Raw genomic sequence first — 16,702 nt, 5'->3', positions numbered from 1 at the left:
CGGCCAGCGCGTCGCGCAGGTGCGCGTCGAGGGCGCTGGCCCGGGGCGCGGGAAGATCGCCACCGTCACCGGTCAGCGGCATTACCAGCAGCCGTTGCAGCGGGGCGGAGGTCGCGACCGCGGGCAGCCCGGCGTCGGGCGGGGCATCGCGCCACCACCACCACGCGGCCAGTCCGGCGGCGATCGCCAGGGTCGCGGCCAGCGCCCAGCCCAGTGGCTTGCCCGGATGCAGTTCGCGCGGGACCTCGCGGCGGTCGATCGCGGTGATCACCTCCGCGCCGCTCTGGAAGCGGTGATTCGGCTGCGGTCGCAGCAGTTTGTCGAGCAGGCGCGCGACCCAGGCCGGCACGTCGGCGCGCTCGCCGGTCACCGGCGACGGTGTGCGCAGCATCCGCTGCGCCAGCACCTCGGCCATCGTGCCGCTGGAGAACGGCGGCTTGCCGCTGAGCATCTCGTAGAGGATCAGGCCCAACGCATAGAGGTCGCTGCGGCCGTCGACGGGATCGCCGCGGGCCTGCTCGGGCGACAGGTAGTCGGGGGTGCCGATGACCGAGCCGGAACGGGTCAGGCCGCTGGTCGCCAGCGAGCGGGCGACGCCGAAGTCGCTGATGTAGGCATTGCCTTCGGCATCGAGCAGCACGTTGGCCGGCTTGAGGTCGCGGTGCACCACGCCCTTGGCATGGGCGGCGGCCAGGCCCTGCGCGAGCTGGCGCGCGATCTTCAGCGCATCCTCGACCGCGAACGGGCCGTCGCGGTCGAGCACGCGATCGAGTGGGGCGCCGTCGACGTAGTCCATGCTGATCAGCCACTGGTCCTGGTGGCGGGCCAGGTCGTGGATGCGGACCACGTGCGGGTCCGACACCTGCCGCGCGAGCAGCAGCTCGGAGCGGAACCGCTCGAACGAGTCGCTGCGATGCGCCAGCTCCGGACGCAGCAGCTTGATCGCGACTTCGACGTCCAGGGCCAGGTCGGTTGCCCGGTAGACCACGCCCATGCCGCCGACGCCCAGCAGCGATTCGATGCGGAAACGTCCGGCCAGCACGGTGCCCGGCACCAGCTCGGCGCGGGCATAGATGCCGGTCGCGGTTTCCGCGCCGCTGGCGGGGGTGTCCTCGCTCATCCGGCAGTTCCGGTATGGGCGGCGACGATGCCGTCCCAGGGGAGGCCGTTGGCGCCGCCCTCGATGGCGGTCGCGGATGCGTGGGCGTCGAGCAGTTCACGGGTGCGCTGGGCGGCGATCCACATCGCCGCGTTGTCGGCGAAGGCGGCCAGCAGGTCGACGTCGAGATCGTTGATCGCCGGTCCCGGGCGCACCCGGTCGGCATAGATCGCGCCCAGCACCCGGCTGCCGTCGAACAGCGGCACGCACACCAGGGTGTTGAGGCCGGCGATCGCGACCGAGGCGCGCTCGGCCAGCCACGACAGGCGGGCCACGTCGTTGGCGACGATGGTCCGACGCTCGGCCAGGGCCCGGCGCACCGCGCTGACGCTGCCGGAGAAGGCGCGGCTGGCCAGCATCGTGGGGTCCAGCGCCAGGCTGGTGCGCACGACGTAGTCGTTGCCGTTGTCCAGCAGCACGAAGCCGCGCTCGCAGTGGGCCAGCTCCAGGACCGCGCGCAGGCTGGCGTCGAGCAGGTCGCCCAGCCCGGTCATGCGCTGCAGCTGTGCGGTGTGCGCGGTGGCCAGGGCGCGGCGCGCGGTGACCTGCTGGCGCCGGTCGCTGGCCTCGGTGTCGTCGATCGTCGCGAACTCGCAATGGACGTCGCCGAAGCGCAACCAGCAGGTCGGCGGCAACGGCGCATCGGTGCATTGGACGCCGTCCACGAAACTGCCGTTCTTGCTGCCCATGTCGATCAGCCGCCAACCGTCGGGCATGCCGCGCAGCTCGGCATGCACGCGCGATACCGAGGGGTGATCGAGAACCAGGTGGACGCTTCCCGCGGGCGCGGTGGCCAGGCCGCTGTCCGGGGTACGGCCGAGGCGCAACATGCCGTCTGCCTGGATCAGGCAGATGGTGGCCGCGCCTTCGGGTGGGTAGGCGATCAGTCGCGCCTGCATCCGGCCATCTTAGCGCGGCCGGCCGCGACCGGAAGCGCCCCCGCTGCGCGCCGGTGTCAGGGCCCGGTCGGCCGCGGACTTCGGCGGCCGCTCCCTAATGTCCGTAGTCGCGCAGGTAGGCGATGCTGAACTTCAGCGTGGCGGCTCCGGCGATCAGGTCGCCGGCCTGGTTGTTGCTGCCGCCGGCCTGCCATTGCTGGGTCAGGGCGCCGCCGGCCTGGCTGGCGGCATTGGCGCGCAGGGTGTCGAGTTCGGCGATCGCGGTGGCGAAGTTCTCGCTGGCGACCGCGGCCTCGGCGGCGTCGAGGCTGGCGGTGTAGCCGGGGCGCACGCCGACCGGCAGGGCGTCGACGCGGTCGCGCAGCCAGTCGAATTTCGCGGCGATCACGTCGCCGGTATCGCGCAGGTCCAGCAGCACCAGGAACTGCGAGAAGCCGCCGGTGGTGCCGCGCGCACGCACGCTGCCGGGCGCGATCTCGTCGCTGATGTCGCGGAACGGACCCAGCAGCGGCGCCTTGAACAGACGGTAGGCGCTGCCGGCGCTGTAGCTCAGCGCATGCGTGTGCACTTCGACCCGGACCGTGCGGTTGAAGCTCAGACCGCCGTTGCCGGGTGGCTCGACGGTGATCAGCAGTGGCAGCGCCGAGTCGAGCTGGGTCAGCTGCAGGTCGGGCAGGCGCGCGAGCAGGGCGGCATTGTTGAGGTTCACCAGCTTGGCGCTGATGCCGAGGCTGGAGGCGCTCAGGCCGCTGGCGTCGTCGAAGTTGAGGGTGAGGTCGGCCACCGGTTGGCCGAGCACGCCGATCTGTGCGGTGGCGGTGTTGCCCGACACCTGCACCTGCACGGGCAGGGCCTGGGCGAGGGCGGAACCCGACCCGGCCAACAGCAGCGCAGCCAGCATCAGCTGCTGGAGCCTGCGGAACGGGGCGAATATCGACGGGGTTCTCGACAGCACTCTCGGCATTGCATCCTCCGGGTCCGGCCTCGGACAGGCGCGAATGGCCGGGCGGGCAGGACAGATACGGCAAAGTCGGCCCCGAGCCTAGCGCGAAAACGTGAGCGGCGTCTCTAGGGGTTTTCCCTCATGCGGGGCGTCGGGGCGGCGCGGCGCCGGCCGGCCGCCACCGCCAGTAGCCGTTATGACGGCAGGCGTTGCCTGGTGGTGGCTGGGTGGTTTCACCTGGATGAATTGAGGGGTCGCCACGATGCCGGCGCCCGGCCTGCCGCGAAATACTCGGCCGACCTGCCCGTCACGGGCGCGATGGAAGAGCCTCGCCGATGAGCCGCCAGCATTTGAGCCGCCAGTATTCACGTCTGTCCCGCACCTGTCTGCGCCTGTCCGCGATCGCGGCCGGCCTGCTGGCCAGCGGCGTCGCCCTGGCCGATGCGCAACTGGCCCCGGACCTCGTCGCCCGGTTGGCCGGCGCGCTGCCGCTGGAGGAGCTGGAGATCGTGGTCAGCTACGACCAGTCGGGACCGGTCAGCAGTGGCCAGCTCGAGGGGCTGCGCAGCCTCGGCATCACCCGCGGCCGCACCATGCACCATCTGCCGATCGCCGGCGCGCTGGCCACGCCGGCCGAGATCCGCGCGCTGGCCCTGCGCAGCGACGTGCTGTCGATCCACCTCAACCGCGAGCTGCGCTACCACAACGCCGACGCGCGGCAGCTGTCCGGCGTGGACGCCGTGCAGGCCGATCCGGACTACGGCTATACCGGCGAGGGCGTGACCGTGATGGTCAACGATTCCGGCATCGACGCCACCCACGAGGACCTGAAGTTCGGCGAGAACGTGGTCGAGAATGTGCAGGCGCTGACCAATCTGTCCTCGATCCTCGGCTTCCTGCCGGCGACCTACCTGGAGGGCCAGCTCAACACCGACGTCAGCTCCGGTCACGGTACCCATTGCGCCGGCTCGGTCGGCGGTACCGGCGAGCGCTCCGGCGGCCTGCACCGTGGCGTCGCGCCCGGCGCCGACATCGTCGGCTACGGCTCCGGCGCGGTGATCTCGATCCTCGATGCGGTCGGCGGTTTCGACTATGCGATCGACAAGCAGCATGCGTTCGATGCGCCGATCAGGGTCATCTCCAACTCCTGGGGCAGCTCGGGCGACTTCGACCCGACCGACCCGGTCAACATCGCCAGCTACGAGGCCTACAAGCACGGCATCGTCAGCGTGTTCGCCGCCGGCAACGACGGTCCCGGCGCCGACACCCACAACCCCTACGCGCAGGCGCCCTGGGTGATCTCGGTCGCCGCCGGCAACAAGGACGGCACCCTGGCCGACTTCTCCTCGCGCGGCAATCCGGGCGAGAGCGGCAGCTTCGGCATGGCCGACGGAAGCCAGTGGACCTATGTCAACCAGCCGACCCTGGTCGCGACCGGTGTCGACGTGGTCTCCACCCGCGCGCTGACCGGTGCGCTGCCGCTGCTGGCGACCGGCCAGGACGTCAACCTCGATCCGCTGCACGTGCCCTTCTATACCCACATGAGCGGCACCTCGATGGCGACGCCGCATGTGGCCGGGATCGTCGCACTGCTGCTGGAAGCCAATCCGGGCCTGACCCCGCTGGAGGTCAAGCAGGTGCTGCACGACACCGCCGACCCGATGCCGGGCCGGGCCGCCTGGGAGGTCGGTGGCGGTCATGTCGATGCCTACGAGGCGGTTGGGGTCGCGAGCGGGCTCTGACATCCCCGCGTCCGGAACCATCGGAAGAGCGGTCGTCCGCGACCGCGCACGGCTTCGATGGAAGCGACGGTTCCGGTGGCGCGCTTTCCTGCAGCACCGGCAGTGGGACCGGCGGGGGCTCGGTCCTGCTGTCCGGTGCTGTTCTTGGTGCCGGAGGCGCGCCCGGGGCCGTCGCTGAGTGCTTTCCCCCCATACGGTTGAAGGCAACTCCGGATGTTCCACCGTGGCCTCTACGACCAAGGTAGGGGCAGCTCCCGTTCCCCGGGAGCGCCAACACCGGAGTCTGTCCATGTCCTTCCAGCATTCCACCGCCACCCGCCGTCCGGCCTTCCGCATCTGTGCGCTGGCCGCCGGCCTGCTGGCCAGCGGCGTCGCCCTGGCCGACGCCCATCTCGACCCGCAACTGCTTTCGCGCATGGACAGCGCGCTGCCGACCGACCAATTGCAGATCGTCGTCAGCTACGAGCAATCCGGCCCCGCCACCTCCAGCCAGCTCGATGCGCTGAAGCTGCTGGGCATCGACCGCGGCGTGCGCATGCAGAGCCTGCCGATCGTCGGCGCGCTGGCGACCCCGGCCGAGATCCGCGCGCTGGCCGCGCGCGACGACGTCGCTTCGATCTACTTCAATGCGCCGCTGCGCTACTTCAACAAGGAGGCGCGCGAGATGTCCGGCGCCGCGCGCGCGGTGCAGAACCCCGGCGACTACGGCCGCGCGATCCCGTTCAGCGGCTGGGGCGTGACCGTGATGGTCAACGACTCCGGCGTCGATGCCACCCACGAGGATCTGAAGTTCGGCGAGAACGTGGTCCAGAACGTGCTCGGTGCGCAGAACATCCTCGCCGAGCTGGCCGGCGAGCTGGTCGCGCCGGGCATCGTTCCGGTCACCTATCTGGAGAACGTGCCCAACACCGACCTGGGCTCCGGCCACGGCACCCACTGCGCCGGCACCATCGGCGGCACCGGCGAGCGCTCCAACGGCCTGTATCGCGGCGTCGCCCCGGGCGCCGACCTGGTCGGCTACGGCTCCGGCGCGGTGCTGCTGGTGCTCGACGCGGTCGGCGGTCTCGACTACGCCGCCACCCACCAGTTCAGCTTCGATTCGCCGATCCGGGTGACCAGCAACTCCTGGGGCAGCTCGGGCAAGTTCGACCCGTCCAACCCGGTCAACATCGCCACCTACGAGCTGTACAAGCGCGGCATCGTCAGCGTGTTCGCCGCCGGCAACGACGGCCCCGGCGAGGACACCCACAACCCCTACGCGCAGGCGCCGTGGGTGATCTCGGTCGGCGCCGGCGAGAAGGACGGCGTGCTCACCGGCTTCTCCTCGCGCGGCAAGCGCGGCGAGATGGGCGACTTCACGATGCCCGACGGCAGCCAGTGGACCTACATCAACGAGCCGACCGTGGTCGCCACCGGCGTGGACATCATCTCCACCCGCGACACCGCCGGCACCCTGCCGCTGCTGGAGGCCCAGCACGACGCCGAGGCGATCGATCCGGCCCATCTGCCGTTCTACACCCACATGAGCGGCACCTCGATGGCGACCCCGCACGTGTCGGGCATCGTCGCGCTGATGCTGGAGGCCAACCCGAACCTGACCCCGGCCCAGGTCAAGGACATCCTGCAGCGCACCGCCACCAACATGACCGGGCGCCTGCCGTGGGAAGCCGGCGCCGGCCACGTCAACGCCTATGCCGCGGTCGCCGAGGCCGCCGGCCTGCGCGACGACCACGGCGCCACCGTCAATGCGCTGCGCAGCTTCAATGCCAATGCGCTGTTGACGCCGGGTTCGACCCAGCCGTTCTCGTTCCAGTTCTCGCCGGTCGGCGAAACCGGCGAGCAGAGCTTCACCGTCGGCGCCGACGCCGCCTGGGTCTCGGTCCGCGCCACCATCGGCGAGAACACCCTGGCGCTGGTGCTGACCGATCCCGACGGCGTCCGCTACGGCTCGGCGATCGCGCTGCCGGTGCTCGGCGACACCGTGACCACCGGCGCCCCGGCCAAGCCGGGCGTGTGGACGGTCAGTGCCCGCGGCATCGGCTCGGTGTCCGGTACCGCGCTGGATCCGGCCGGGGTCACCAACGGCTATGGCCTGCCGGGCACGGTCGAGGGCGAGATCAGCCTGATCAACAGCGGCGGCTACACCGGCATGGACGACGTCGCCAACCATCCGGCCCGCACCGCGATCGAGTACGCGGTCGCCAACCGCCTGGTCGATGGCGACTCCAGCCGCCGCTTCCGCCCCGACGCGGCGCTCAAGCGCGGCGAGCTGGCCGAGTACCTGATGATGGGCGCCAGCGTCCGCCAGTCGCTGCCGTTCTCCGGCAACGGCAGCTTCAGCGACCTCGCTCCCGGCGACGCCGCCTATCCATTCGCCGAGTCGGTGGTTGCACGCGGCGCCGCGCTGCGCGATCTCGGCCAGTCGCAGGCCGGCGTCATGGGGACCGTCAACGGCGCGTTCCGCCCCAACGACAAGGTCACCCGGGTCAGCCTGGCCTATTCGCTGGTGCAGAGCCTGGCCCTGCAGAGCGAGGCGCAGGCCTTCAGCGGCGAGCTGACCGCGTTCCATGACGGCAGGCGCATCCCGGTCGAGGACGCCGGCAGCATCCCCGCCAGCCTGCGCGGCTACGTCCAGCTGGCGCTGGATCTGGGCCTGATCAACGCACGCTTCACCGTGACCCAGGGGCCGTTCGACCTGCAGCCGACCCTGCACGCCTGGTTCGACCCGTCGCAGAACGTGACCCGGGCCGCCTACGCGGTCGCCGCGGGCCGCTACATGGCGCACTACCAGAGCGCCGAGGACTGAGCAGCAAGGAGCGGACGCAATCCCCTCGTCCGTTCTACCCCGAGTGGCCCGGTATCCCCCCGGGCCACTCTTTTTATCCGTCGGTCATGGCCGGTCATGGCCGGCGACGGGGCGCCGCCGTCGCGGCTACCTGCGCAACGCGCGGGCGACGAGCAGGGCGATCGGCAGTCCGAACAGGAACATGTGCGAGAGCAGGTCCAGCGACGTCGACAACGGCGGGAAGCCGACCGGATGCGGGTAGGCCGACAGCGGCAGCACCACGCAGCGCATCGCCAGGAACACCACGATCCCGTACAGCGGTCCGGCGAATGCCGGGCGCTGGCGCAACCAGCCGACCCGCGAGGCCAGCAGCGCGAACCCCGCGGCCCAACCCAGCGACATCGCGAAGTGCGAGAACAGCCCCAGCGCCGCGCTGGCGGTGCCGCCTTCGTAGGCCGCCTGGCCCTGCAGCCCGCTGGCGATGGTCTGCAACAGCCGCGTCGGCGCCACTCCGCGCGAGGCGGCGAAGCCGAACGCGTAGAGCAGGTCCAGTGCGCCGCCGAGCAGACCGCCCAGCAACACCCCGGCAGGCAATGAGGGCTTGCGCATCGTCGTTCCCCGCTATCGGTGAGGCGACGACTCTAGCGCGCCGTTCGGCACGAACGACTGCGTCCGGGCAATGGCTCCTGTGTTGGCGTGCGAAGCGGCTCCGGGGGGCATTGTCGAGGCAGGTATTGCGTTGTGCCGGTCCGGCAACCGAGCCCCTGCATCGGGCAGGCGCCGGACGTGCCGACGGCGGTGGCGTTGGGGAGGGAGGGGGAGCGCTAGACTGTGGCCGGATGAAACAAGGCGTTTCCAGCCAAGGGGAGGCGATGAGCTGGCTGTTGCTATCGGATTGTCGTGCAACCCCGGAACGGTTGCTCCTGCGATTTGTGCCCGAGTGCTTTGAGCCTGATTCCGTAGGGCCGGTGGTCGAGGTCACGGTGGATCACCCCGAGGGCTCTGCCGCTGCAGGCGAAGCACTGGACAGGTTTCGCGAGGATGTCGTCATATCTATCGACGCGACTTCACGGGAACTGCGCCTGCTGGGTGAACTGGACGACGAAGAAACCGTACTCAGTGGCACGAGTGTGTCGGTCCGTAATGTCGCGTACTCGGCCGATGAGCTGATGTCGATAGCCAGGTGTTTTCACGAACAGCTAGGACAGGCCAGCAGGGACAAGCACCGCCTGAGCACCAGGCTGGGGAATGTCGAGCACTTCATCTGCGAACTGATGGAGCGGGCGGCACGCAGGAGCGAGTTGAGCACTAAAGCCCATCCATTGGCGGAGGCGAGGGCCGATGTTCTCGGTCGGGTGCTGGTCAAGCTGCGGGAATCCTGAAGATGGTCCCGGAAGGCCGAGGCCGTTGCCTGTTAGAGGAGATTGGGGGTGTTTCCATTTGATCGAGATGCCGACGCGAAGTTGCTTGCTTTCATCAGGAGCAGGCTGGATGTCGAAGAGTTCGCGTTGCTGGCGCAAGAAGGCGGGTTCACCGACCCCAGTGATCTTCCGGTCGAGACGGTCATGCTTCCGCTGGAGCGTGGCGAGTTTCCTCAAAGCGGGCACTACGACATCGAGTTTGCGATATACGAGTGCTGGATCGATCGGTTCGATTCGTACTCGCCGTGGATGAGACTGTATCTGGCTGTGCTCTACCTCTACTGCCACGATGTCACGCAGGGAGGGATATGTGTCGAGAGCGAGTACTGCCTGATGGCGGTCAGTGCCGCCGCCGATGGGGGCCAAGACGCCATCAGACTCCTCTCGGACTATCTGCTGTGGTCGAGGCATGGCGTGCCAGCTGGCGAGGGCTACGACGACTACTTCTGCCTTCTGTCATGGGTAATGCTGCAGCGGTCGGCAGGGCTGACCGACACCGACACCTTTTCCGACGTGATGGCGGTGCTTGCCGGAAAGGAGTACGACCCCGGCGAGTTGGAGGGGTTCAGTGCCGCCGAAGGCTGGCAGGACAGATGGATGCGGTTGAGCGATAGTCTTGCGTCAGGCGAGGGGTTCGACAGTTCGGACTACCGGCGCATCATCATGGGTCCCGGGTCTGTCAGCATTCCGGAGAAGAATCGCCTATGACACAGGTTCTCGCTGAAGGAACCTTCATCATGGGCTCCCTGCTGTGTCTGTTGCTGGCCCTGTCCGGCTCGTCCGCCGGCGACGAGCTGTCGCTCGGTGGCATCGTGCTCGGGCAACCGGAAGCTTCGGTGATCGAGGCGCTTGGCCCGCCCGGTGAGCGGGTCGAGGGCGAGGCCGACCGTCTGCCGATCAGGCTGTCCTGGCCTGGGCTGACCATCAGGCTGGACGAGCAGGGCGTTGGCAGCATTGTCGGCACGGATCCCGGATACTGCACGCCGTCGGGAGCCTGTCCGGGCATGTCCCGCGCTGAGGTGCGACATATCTATGGCGCCAGGCTTGAAACGGCGACGATGGGCGGCAAGCCGGTTGGAAGGGTCTGGAACGACGGCTGCTGGCTGGGATTCCTGTACGACTCGGGCTCGGTCCATACGGTCGAGGTGGGATGCGTTCCCTGAGCGAGAAGGTCTCCGATTCGCGTCCCAGGCGGGCCACGGCGCGACTGATATCGGCGGTGGGTTCAAATGTACCTGACCCCATTTCTCGGAAGCGCTGAATCCGGCGTTCGAAATGGACAGCACGGTTCGGCGCCGGCCGCAGGACTGGATGCATCTCGTCGGCTGCGCGCTGGAGGAAGGCATCGTGAAGTTGGCCAGGGTCAAGTGCCCCGGCGTCGACCTTAGGAACTGCGCAAGCGATGCGGATGTGATGCGAGCAGTGGTTGCCGCCCCGAAGGGGGACGATGCTCTCAACGGCATGAAGGATGAAGACGTCGCCAAGACCTTCCAGAGCCTCTCCATCGTGGAGCGAGAGCGGATAGTGGCATGAGTTCGTGATGCGCGGGCATAGGAGCTCCCGCGCCTGACCAGCCGGCGGTGTCAGTGAGAACACCGGCAGCCGACTCGGCGGCCATCTCTTGCTCATGGAGGCCTCCGCTGCTGTGCGTCGGCCGGGCCCCGCCCTTCGTGGCGGAGCTCGTTAGATGGAGTCTAAGACTTTGTAGAACTCTTTCTTTGTCAGGCCTGCCTGATGCAGCATCATGCTGAGTAGTCCATCTGTGAATGGAGCTTTTGGACAGTCAACTGTGACGCGCCGGAAGTCAGAACCTTCACCGCGAACCCACTGCTCGTGGGAGGTCGCCTTCTGTGGGCGAGGTTGGAAGCCGAGCTTCTTCAGCACAGCCTTCATTTCTCTACATGAAACGGGCTTGTAGCGACCGCCCACGTGTCAGCAGAGAGCTGGCACCAATGGCATAGCTTCCTTGAAGCGGGCCTTTTTGCGGGTGTCATGCCCGCGGAGCTTGAGGACGGCCGATATATAGGCGTAGCGCAAGTAGAACCGGAGCGGAGCTTTGCGCGATAGAAGCTGAGCTGCGTGTAGGCGATCCTTGCCGACTAACGAGTCGTGGACGTACTCACGAATCTGTTCATCAAGCTTGGCCCTAGCCTCATTGAGAGAGTCACCCTGGGCGGCAAGCGAGAACTCAAGACAAAACGCCTGCCACTGGTCTCCCTTTCGCTCCGCGTAGCAGCGAAGGATCAACTGTTCAGGTCGCATTGGTAACTCCTGGCTATCGCCCTTCCCCTAATGCCTCTGGGCGCACCTGCAATTTCCTCTCCCCATCCACGGACGACTGCAGGCCTGCCTTCCGTGTAGTAGAAACACGGCACTCAATGAGGGCCGCGTCGCTTCATTGATGTTATGGCCCTGTGTTAGTCAACTGCAAGTGAAGGTCGCGACCTCACTTCATCAAGTATTTACCATGACACAGGGCATGACATGAGACTCGTTTGGTAGACAAGAACGAAAAGCCCCGCAAAGGCTGGAACCTTTGCGGGGCTTTCGTTTGATCATGGTGGCCGGGGAGGGAATCGAACCCCCGACACGGGGATTTTCAATCCCCTGCTCTACCAACTGAGCTACCCGGCCACGTCGCGGCGTTGCCATGCGGCGTGCCATGCGAGGAGCGGCATCATACGGATGCGCGAAGGATGTGGCAAGCCTGTGCGCGCGATCGTGGCGGGGCGCGGTTCGCGGCCACGCTGGCAGTGGCTGCCGGTGCATCCGGGCGCACTGAACGGGGCCATGGGCGAGGCGGCGGCCGCTGCGCGGGCGTCCGGCTGTCGATGGTCCGCGTGGTCGCTCGCGGTGCTGGTACGTGGGCGGTCGGGACAGGCGCCTGTGAGGGCGCGCCCACGCCAGCCTGACGGCAGCTTAACCGGCGGCGCGGATCATGCGACTGTGGGTAGCCGGTCCGCGTACCAGTCATCAGAGCCGATGCGTGTCCGAGAGGCGCGCGGCGTCGGCGGCCCCCTTCGCAGCCATGGAGATCGAGATGAGCAAGATGTTTCCCCGCAAGCCGGCGCTGGGACGGGCCCTGCTGCTCGCCGCGGCCATGGCGGGAGGCCTGGCGGCCTGCGCGACCGGTCGGATCAGCGACGACGAACGGCTGGCGATCTATCGCGCCAATGCCGGCGAGCCGGTCAGGAGCTTCCGCTACTTCGGTCGTCTGGACGGCTGGACCTCGCTGGGCGGTAGCGCGCTGGCGGTCTGGACGCGTCCGCACGAGGCCTATCTGCTGGAGCTGGGCAGCCGCTGTCCGGATCTGGATTTCGCGATGGCGATCAGCATCACCAACCAGGGCGGGTCGGTCTATTCGCGCTTCGACAAGGTGTTGCCGCTGGGGCAGGGCGCGGCGCCGATTCCCTGTTTCATCCAGGAGATCCGGCCGCTCGACACCCGTGCGATCAAGGCCGAGGAGGCCGAGCTGCGCGAGGCCAAGACCGCGCCCCGCGAGGACGGCTGAGCCGCCCCCGGGGCCGCGTGGCCTCAGTCCTGGCCGGTCGGCACGTAGCCGGCCGGCTGCTCGGCGCCGCCCTCGAACAGGAACTTCTCCATCTGCTCGGCAAGGAAGGCGCGGTGCTTGGGGTCCATCGGCGACAGCCGGTTCTCGTTGATCAGCATGGTCTGGTGGGCCAGCCACTTGGCCCACGCGGCCTTGCCGATGTGGGCGAACACGCGTTTGCCGAGCTCGCCGGGCCAGGGCACGAAGTCCAGGCCTTCGGTCTCGCGCTTCTCGTATTCGCAGTAGACGGTTCGGGGCATGCGCGGTCTCTTCCGGTTTCTGTCAGTCGGTGTCGGGGCTGGCGTCGGGCGCGGGCGGACTGGTCGGCCCGCTCTCAAGCAGCTTGCGGATCGGCGCGGGGATGCCCAGCGCGCCGAGCTGGGCGCGTGCGACCCAGCGCAGGCCGTCATTGTCGCCGACCCGCTCGCGCAGCGCGATGCCGAGCCAGCGGCGCGGGTGCAGGGTCAGCCGGTAGTGGCTGAAGGCGTGGGCGATCGCCGGCAGTGCGGCGCCGGCCTCCGGCGCGGCGGTGGTCGCCTGCTGCAGCCATTGCCGCGCCTGGGCCTCGTCGTCGGCCTGCGGCAGGGTCCACAGCGAGGCCCAGATGCCGGTCGGCGGGCGCTGTTGCAGCAGGACCCGGCCATCGGCGTCCTCCAGCCACAGCACCTGCGCCTCGCGCCGGGGCAGGGTCTTGCCGGGGCGCGGGGTCGGCAGCTCGCCGCTGCGGCCCTCGCGATGGGCGACGCAGTCGCCGCGCAGCGGGCACAGCAGGCAGGTCGGGTTGGCGCGGGTGCACAGGGTCGCGCCCAGGTCCATCTGCGCCTGGGTGTAGTCGGGCAGGCGGCCGTCGGGCAGGGACGGACTGGCCGCGTGCGCCTCGGCGTGGGTCCACAGACGTTTCTCGACCTTCGGCGCGCCCGGCCAACCGTCGACGCCGTGGTAGCGGGCGAGCACGCGCTTGACGTTGCCGTCGAGGATGGCGTGGCGGTCACCCCAGGCCTGCGACAGGATCGCCGCGGCGGTGCTGCGGCCGATGCCGGGCAGGGCGACCAGGGCGTCGAGGTCGCGCGGCAGTGCGCCGCCGTGCTGTTCGACGCAGGCGCGCGCCGCGGCGTGCAGGTTGCGGGCGCGGGCGTAGTAGCCCAGTCCCGACCACAGCGCCAGCACCCGCTCCTGCGGCGCCGCCGCCAGCGCCGGCAGGTCGGGCAGGGCGTCGACGAAGCGCTGGAAGTAGCCGATCACCGTCGTCACCTGGGTCTGCTGCAGCATGATTTCCGACAGCCACACCCGGTACGGCGTGCGCGGATGCTGCCACGGCAGGTCGTGGCGGCCGTGGTCGTCGAACCAGGCCAGCAGGCGGGAGGCGAAGCCGTCCTCGCCGGTGGCGCTTGACGCGTCCTCGGTCGTACTGGGGCGACGGCTCACTGCTCGGCATCCTCCTCGAATTCGATCTCGACCCCGTGCAGGGTCGCGCCGCTGACCTCGACCCGCGGCGTGCTCAGCCGCCCCTGTAGCGGCGGCAATGGATTGCCGTCGGCCAGGGTGTCGAACCAGTCCAGCAGCGCCGGCAGCCGCAGCCGCGCATCGAAGCGGGTGGCGTCGCGGGCCAGTCGCAGCCGCAGCGGATCGCCGCCGTCGGTCGCGCCCGCGTAGGCCAGCGAGAACGGCAGCGGCGAGTCGGACTGGCCCAGCGGCGGCGGCAGCGTCGGCCATGCCTGCGGCCAGCGGGCGATCTCGCCGCCCACGGCGATCTGCAGCAGGGCCGGTGTGCGTGCGCCATCGAGCGTCAGACGGCCGCGGGCGCGCAGCGGCGGGATCGGGCTGTCATCGCCTTCGCCGCGCACGATCAGGCCCGCCGCGTCCAGCGACAGCCGCTGTCCGGCATGGCGCAGCGGCCCGTGGACGCCGATCCGCAGCGGCAGGTCGGTGTCGCCGTTGCGGTAGCGGGCCGATGCGCCCAGGCGCAGCGGTTCGACCGCGATGCCGTCCTCGTCCATGCGCAGTGGCCCGGACAGGCTCAGCGTCGCCGGCAGCGCGGTCGCGCCGGAGCGGATCTCGACCCCGCCGTCGGCGGCGACCGTGGTCGCGCGTTGTTCCAGCAGCGCCTGCGCTTCGTCCAGGGCGACCCGCAGGTCGAAGCCGGCCTCCAGTGGCGCATCGACGTAGCGCCCGCGCAGTCGTGCGGCCAGCGGTCGCCGCGGATCGAAGCGGGCGGCCGACAGCGAGATGTCGCGGATTTCCCAACCGTCGCCGGCGACATGGCCGTCTACGATGCCGATGCCGTCGGTCAGCAGCGGCAGTCGCGATGTCTGCGACGATGGCGGCCGGCCCGCCATCCAACGTTGCAGTGCCGCCAGATCCAGCCGCGGCGCATCCAGCTCGACCCGCTGCACGGTCAGGTCCTGGCCATTGCTCCGGATCGTCGACCACGGCAGCGCCAGCAGCAGGCGATCGGCTTCCAGCAGGGCGGTGGCGGCGCCGGGCTCGCGCACGCTGAGCTTGCGCAGCACCAGTTGCGGGGTGCCGCGCAGGCGGTACTCGGCGGGGCCGGAGGCGCTGATTTCCAGCCCCAGCGCGGCGCCGGCGCGGTCGAGGATCAGGCCCGCCAGTTGCTGCGGCCGGCTCAGCCAGGCCAGCAGCAACGCAAGCAGCGCCGCCAGCGCGAGTACGGCCAGCAGCGCGCGTCGCTTGCGGCTCGCCGCCATCGTCGCGGGTCAGTCGCCGGAAGCGGTGCCGAGCGACTCCGGCAACAGTGCGTCGACGAAGGCGCCGGCGTCGAACACGCGCAGGTCCTCGGGGCGCTCGCCGATGCCGACGTAGCGGATCGGGATGCCGAATTCGCGCGCCAGCGCGAACAGCACGCCGCCCTTGGCGGTGCCGTCGAGCTTGGTCACCACCAAGCCGGTGACCCCGACCGCGGCATGGAACTGGCGCAGCTGGCTCAGCGCGTTCTGGCCGGTGGTGCCGTCGATCACCATCAGCACCTCGTGCGGCGCGGCCGCATCGAGCTTGGCCAGGACCCGCTTGATCTTGCCCAGCTCGGCCATCAATCCCTGCTGGGTGTGCAGGCGGCCGGCGGTGTCGGCGATCAGCACTTCGGTACCGCGCGCCTTGGCCGCCTGCAGCGCGTCGAACGCGACCGAGGCGGCGTCGGCATTCTGGCCCTGGGCGATCACCGGCACCCCGTTGCGCTCGCCCCAGGTCTGCAACTGGGCGACCGCGGCGGCGCGGAAGGTGTCGCCGGCGGCCAGCATCAAGGGGCGACCCTCGTCCTTGAAGCGGCGCGCCAGCTTGCCGATCGTGGTGGTCTTGCCGACGCCGTTGACGCCGACGGTCAGCAGCACGAAGGGCTTGGCGTCGCGGTCGATCCGCAGCGGCATCGCGACCGGTCGCAGCAGCTCGGTCAGGTCGCCGCGCAGCGCGGTGAGCAGGGCGCCGGCGTCGGCGAACTCGCGCGCCTTCATCCGCTTGCGCAAGTCCTCGACCAGCTCGGTGGTCGCGGTCACGCCGACGTCGGCGGTGATCAGCGCGGTCTCGATCTCGTCGAGCAGGTCGTCGTCCAGGCGCGGGTTGCGCGAGAACAGGCCGCCGAGGCTGCGCGCGAACGCACTGCCGCGCAGGCGCTCGCGCCAGCTGGCCTTGGCCGGCTTGTCAGCGGCTACGGGTTCGGCCTCGGGCTGGGTCGGCGTGGGTGTCGGCTCCGGGTCCGTAGGTCCGGGCGCGTCGTCGGCCTCGCTGCTGTCGCCCGCGTCCATCGCCGCGGCGATGATCTCGGCCGGTACCGGCTCGGGCGCGGCGTCGGCGTCCCCGCTGGCGGCCTGCCCGGGCTCCCGCTCCGGTTCGCGCTCCGGCGCCTCATCGGCGGCCGCTGCCGGTGGCTGCGGCTCTGGTTCGGGCCCAGGCTCGGACGCGGGCGACGGCGGCGCATCCGGAAACGCGGCGGCCAGTTCGGCGATGCGGCGTTCGGATTCGGCGTCGGTGGGCTTTTCGGATTTCTTGCGGCGGAAAAAACTGACCATCGATCAGGGATATGGGGGGATATCGGGAAATGGGGGGCAATGCGCGAGAATGGCGACATGCTAGCACTGCGAATCCGGGTCGCCAGACGGGATCCATCCGATCAAGGCCGCCCGATGAGGACATCCCCATGAGTGGCGGGCGGCGAGACGGCCGGCGCCGGCCAGGCCCCGCCACGGCGCCGGC

17 protein-coding genes and 1 tRNA gene are annotated in these 16,702 nt (G+C 69.6%); 7 read left to right on the top strand and 11 right to left on the bottom strand.

Translation table 11 applies throughout. The features are described 5' to 3' along the window. The 3 genes from FKV24_RS01420 to FKV24_RS01410 form a co-directional block, all read right to left on the bottom strand. On the bottom strand, positions 1-1,120 hold a 1,120-nt coding region (locus FKV24_RS01420), incomplete at its 3' end, for a serine/threonine-protein kinase (protein ID WP_141480937.1). Continuing rightward, the gene (locus FKV24_RS01415; protein WP_111265883.1) at positions 1,117-2,058 is read right to left on the bottom strand and encodes a GAF domain-containing protein; all 942 of its coding nucleotides are present in this window, start codon (positions 2,056-2,058) and stop codon (positions 1,117-1,119) included. The genes FKV24_RS01420 and FKV24_RS01415, both read right to left, overlap by 4 nt. Before the next feature lie 94 nt (positions 2,059-2,152). After that, a complete protein-coding gene (locus tag FKV24_RS01410; protein ID WP_141480936.1) occupies positions 2,153-3,022 on the bottom strand; it encodes a DUF6689 family protein in 870 nt (289 codons plus the stop codon). Positions 3,023-3,336: 314 nt separating this feature from the next. Between FKV24_RS01410 and FKV24_RS01405 the strand changes: the two genes are divergently transcribed. Both FKV24_RS01405 and FKV24_RS01400 read left to right on the top strand, forming a co-directional pair. Next, the gene (locus FKV24_RS01405) at positions 3,337-4,743 is read left to right on the top strand and encodes a S8 family peptidase (RefSeq protein WP_141480935.1); all 1,407 of its coding nucleotides are present in this window, start codon (positions 3,337-3,339) and stop codon (positions 4,741-4,743) included. Between the two features lie 289 nt (positions 4,744-5,032). Beyond that, the gene (locus FKV24_RS01400) at positions 5,033-7,549 is read left to right on the top strand and encodes a S8 family peptidase (RefSeq protein ID WP_211371747.1); all 2,517 of its coding nucleotides are present in this window, start codon (positions 5,033-5,035) and stop codon (positions 7,547-7,549) included. A 126-nt stretch (positions 7,550-7,675) separates the two neighbouring features. On the opposite strand, the gene FKV24_RS01395 is transcribed toward FKV24_RS01400, so the two are convergent. Beyond that, positions 7,676-8,137: a hypothetical protein gene (locus FKV24_RS01395; RefSeq protein ID WP_141480934.1), complete on the bottom strand. Its 462-nt coding sequence runs from the start codon at positions 8,135-8,137 to the stop codon at positions 7,676-7,678. Positions 8,138-8,367: 230 nt separating this feature from the next. On the opposite strand from FKV24_RS01395, the gene FKV24_RS01390 reads away from it, so the two are divergent. From FKV24_RS01390 to FKV24_RS01375, 4 genes are all read left to right on the top strand, one after another. Further along, on the top strand, positions 8,368-8,910 hold the full coding sequence (locus FKV24_RS01390) for a hypothetical protein (protein WP_141480933.1): 543 nt from the start codon (positions 8,368-8,370) through the stop codon (positions 8,908-8,910). A gap of 48 nt (positions 8,911-8,958) precedes the next feature. Then, the gene (locus FKV24_RS01385; RefSeq protein ID WP_141480932.1) at positions 8,959-9,657 is read left to right on the top strand and encodes a hypothetical protein; all 699 of its coding nucleotides are present in this window, start codon (positions 8,959-8,961) and stop codon (positions 9,655-9,657) included. Then, entirely contained in the window at positions 9,654-10,112 is a 459-nt protein-coding gene (locus FKV24_RS01380) for a hypothetical protein (RefSeq protein ID WP_141480931.1), read from the top strand. Before FKV24_RS01385 ends, FKV24_RS01380 begins: the two co-directional genes overlap by 4 nt. A gap of 112 nt (positions 10,113-10,224) precedes the next feature. Next, a complete protein-coding gene (locus tag FKV24_RS01375; RefSeq protein WP_141480930.1) occupies positions 10,225-10,482 on the top strand; it encodes a hypothetical protein in 258 nt (85 codons plus the stop codon). A gap of 150 nt (positions 10,483-10,632) precedes the next feature. On the opposite strand, the gene FKV24_RS20170 is transcribed toward FKV24_RS01375, so the two are convergent. From FKV24_RS20170 to FKV24_RS01360, 3 genes are all read right to left on the bottom strand, one after another. Next, positions 10,633-10,842, bottom strand: coding sequence for a type II toxin-antitoxin system HicA family toxin (locus FKV24_RS20170; protein ID WP_211371746.1), 210 nt, complete (start codon positions 10,840-10,842; stop codon positions 10,633-10,635). Between the two features lie 39 nt (positions 10,843-10,881). After that, positions 10,882-11,211 carry a DUF1902 domain-containing protein gene (locus FKV24_RS01365; RefSeq protein ID WP_141480928.1) on the bottom strand — a complete coding sequence of 110 codons (330 nt, stop codon included), beginning with the start codon at positions 11,209-11,211 and terminating at the stop codon, positions 10,882-10,884. A gap of 296 nt (positions 11,212-11,507) precedes the next feature. Further along, positions 11,508-11,583: transfer RNA gene (locus FKV24_RS01360), tRNA-Phe, on the bottom strand. 406 nt (positions 11,584-11,989) lie between these two features. Between FKV24_RS01360 and FKV24_RS01355 the strand changes: the two genes are divergently transcribed. Next, positions 11,990-12,460, top strand: coding sequence for a DUF6491 family protein (locus tag FKV24_RS01355; RefSeq protein WP_223250293.1), 471 nt, complete (start codon positions 11,990-11,992; stop codon positions 12,458-12,460). 23 nt (positions 12,461-12,483) lie between these two features. Here FKV24_RS01355 and FKV24_RS01350 read toward each other — a convergent pair whose 3' ends face one another. The 4 genes from FKV24_RS01350 to ftsY are packed head-to-tail and all read right to left on the bottom strand — an operon-like array spanning position 12,484 to position 16,518. Next, positions 12,484-12,759: an oxidative damage protection protein gene (locus FKV24_RS01350; RefSeq protein ID WP_141480927.1), complete on the bottom strand. Its 276-nt coding sequence runs from the start codon at positions 12,757-12,759 to the stop codon at positions 12,484-12,486. A 22-nt stretch (positions 12,760-12,781) separates the two neighbouring features. Further along, a complete protein-coding gene (gene mutY, locus FKV24_RS01345) occupies positions 12,782-13,924 on the bottom strand; it encodes an A/G-specific adenine glycosylase (RefSeq protein WP_425481556.1) in 1,143 nt (380 codons plus the stop codon). Beyond that, positions 13,921-15,204, bottom strand: a complete 1,284-nt coding sequence (locus tag FKV24_RS19700) for an AsmA family protein (RefSeq protein ID WP_249040865.1) — start codon at positions 15,202-15,204, stop codon at positions 13,921-13,923. Before FKV24_RS19700 ends, mutY begins: the two co-directional genes overlap by 4 nt. A 9-nt stretch (positions 15,205-15,213) precedes the next feature. Beyond that, entirely contained in the window at positions 15,214-16,518 is a 1,305-nt protein-coding gene (gene ftsY, locus FKV24_RS01340) for a signal recognition particle-docking protein FtsY (RefSeq protein WP_141480925.1), read from the bottom strand. Positions 16,519-16,702: the final 184 nt, after the last annotated feature.

It is taken from the genome of Marilutibacter maris (assembly GCF_006546735.2).
In the GTDB taxonomy this organism is placed as follows: domain Bacteria; phylum Pseudomonadota; class Gammaproteobacteria; order Xanthomonadales; family Xanthomonadaceae; genus Marilutibacter; species Marilutibacter maris.
This window is presented reverse-complemented; position numbering and strand designations above follow the sequence as displayed.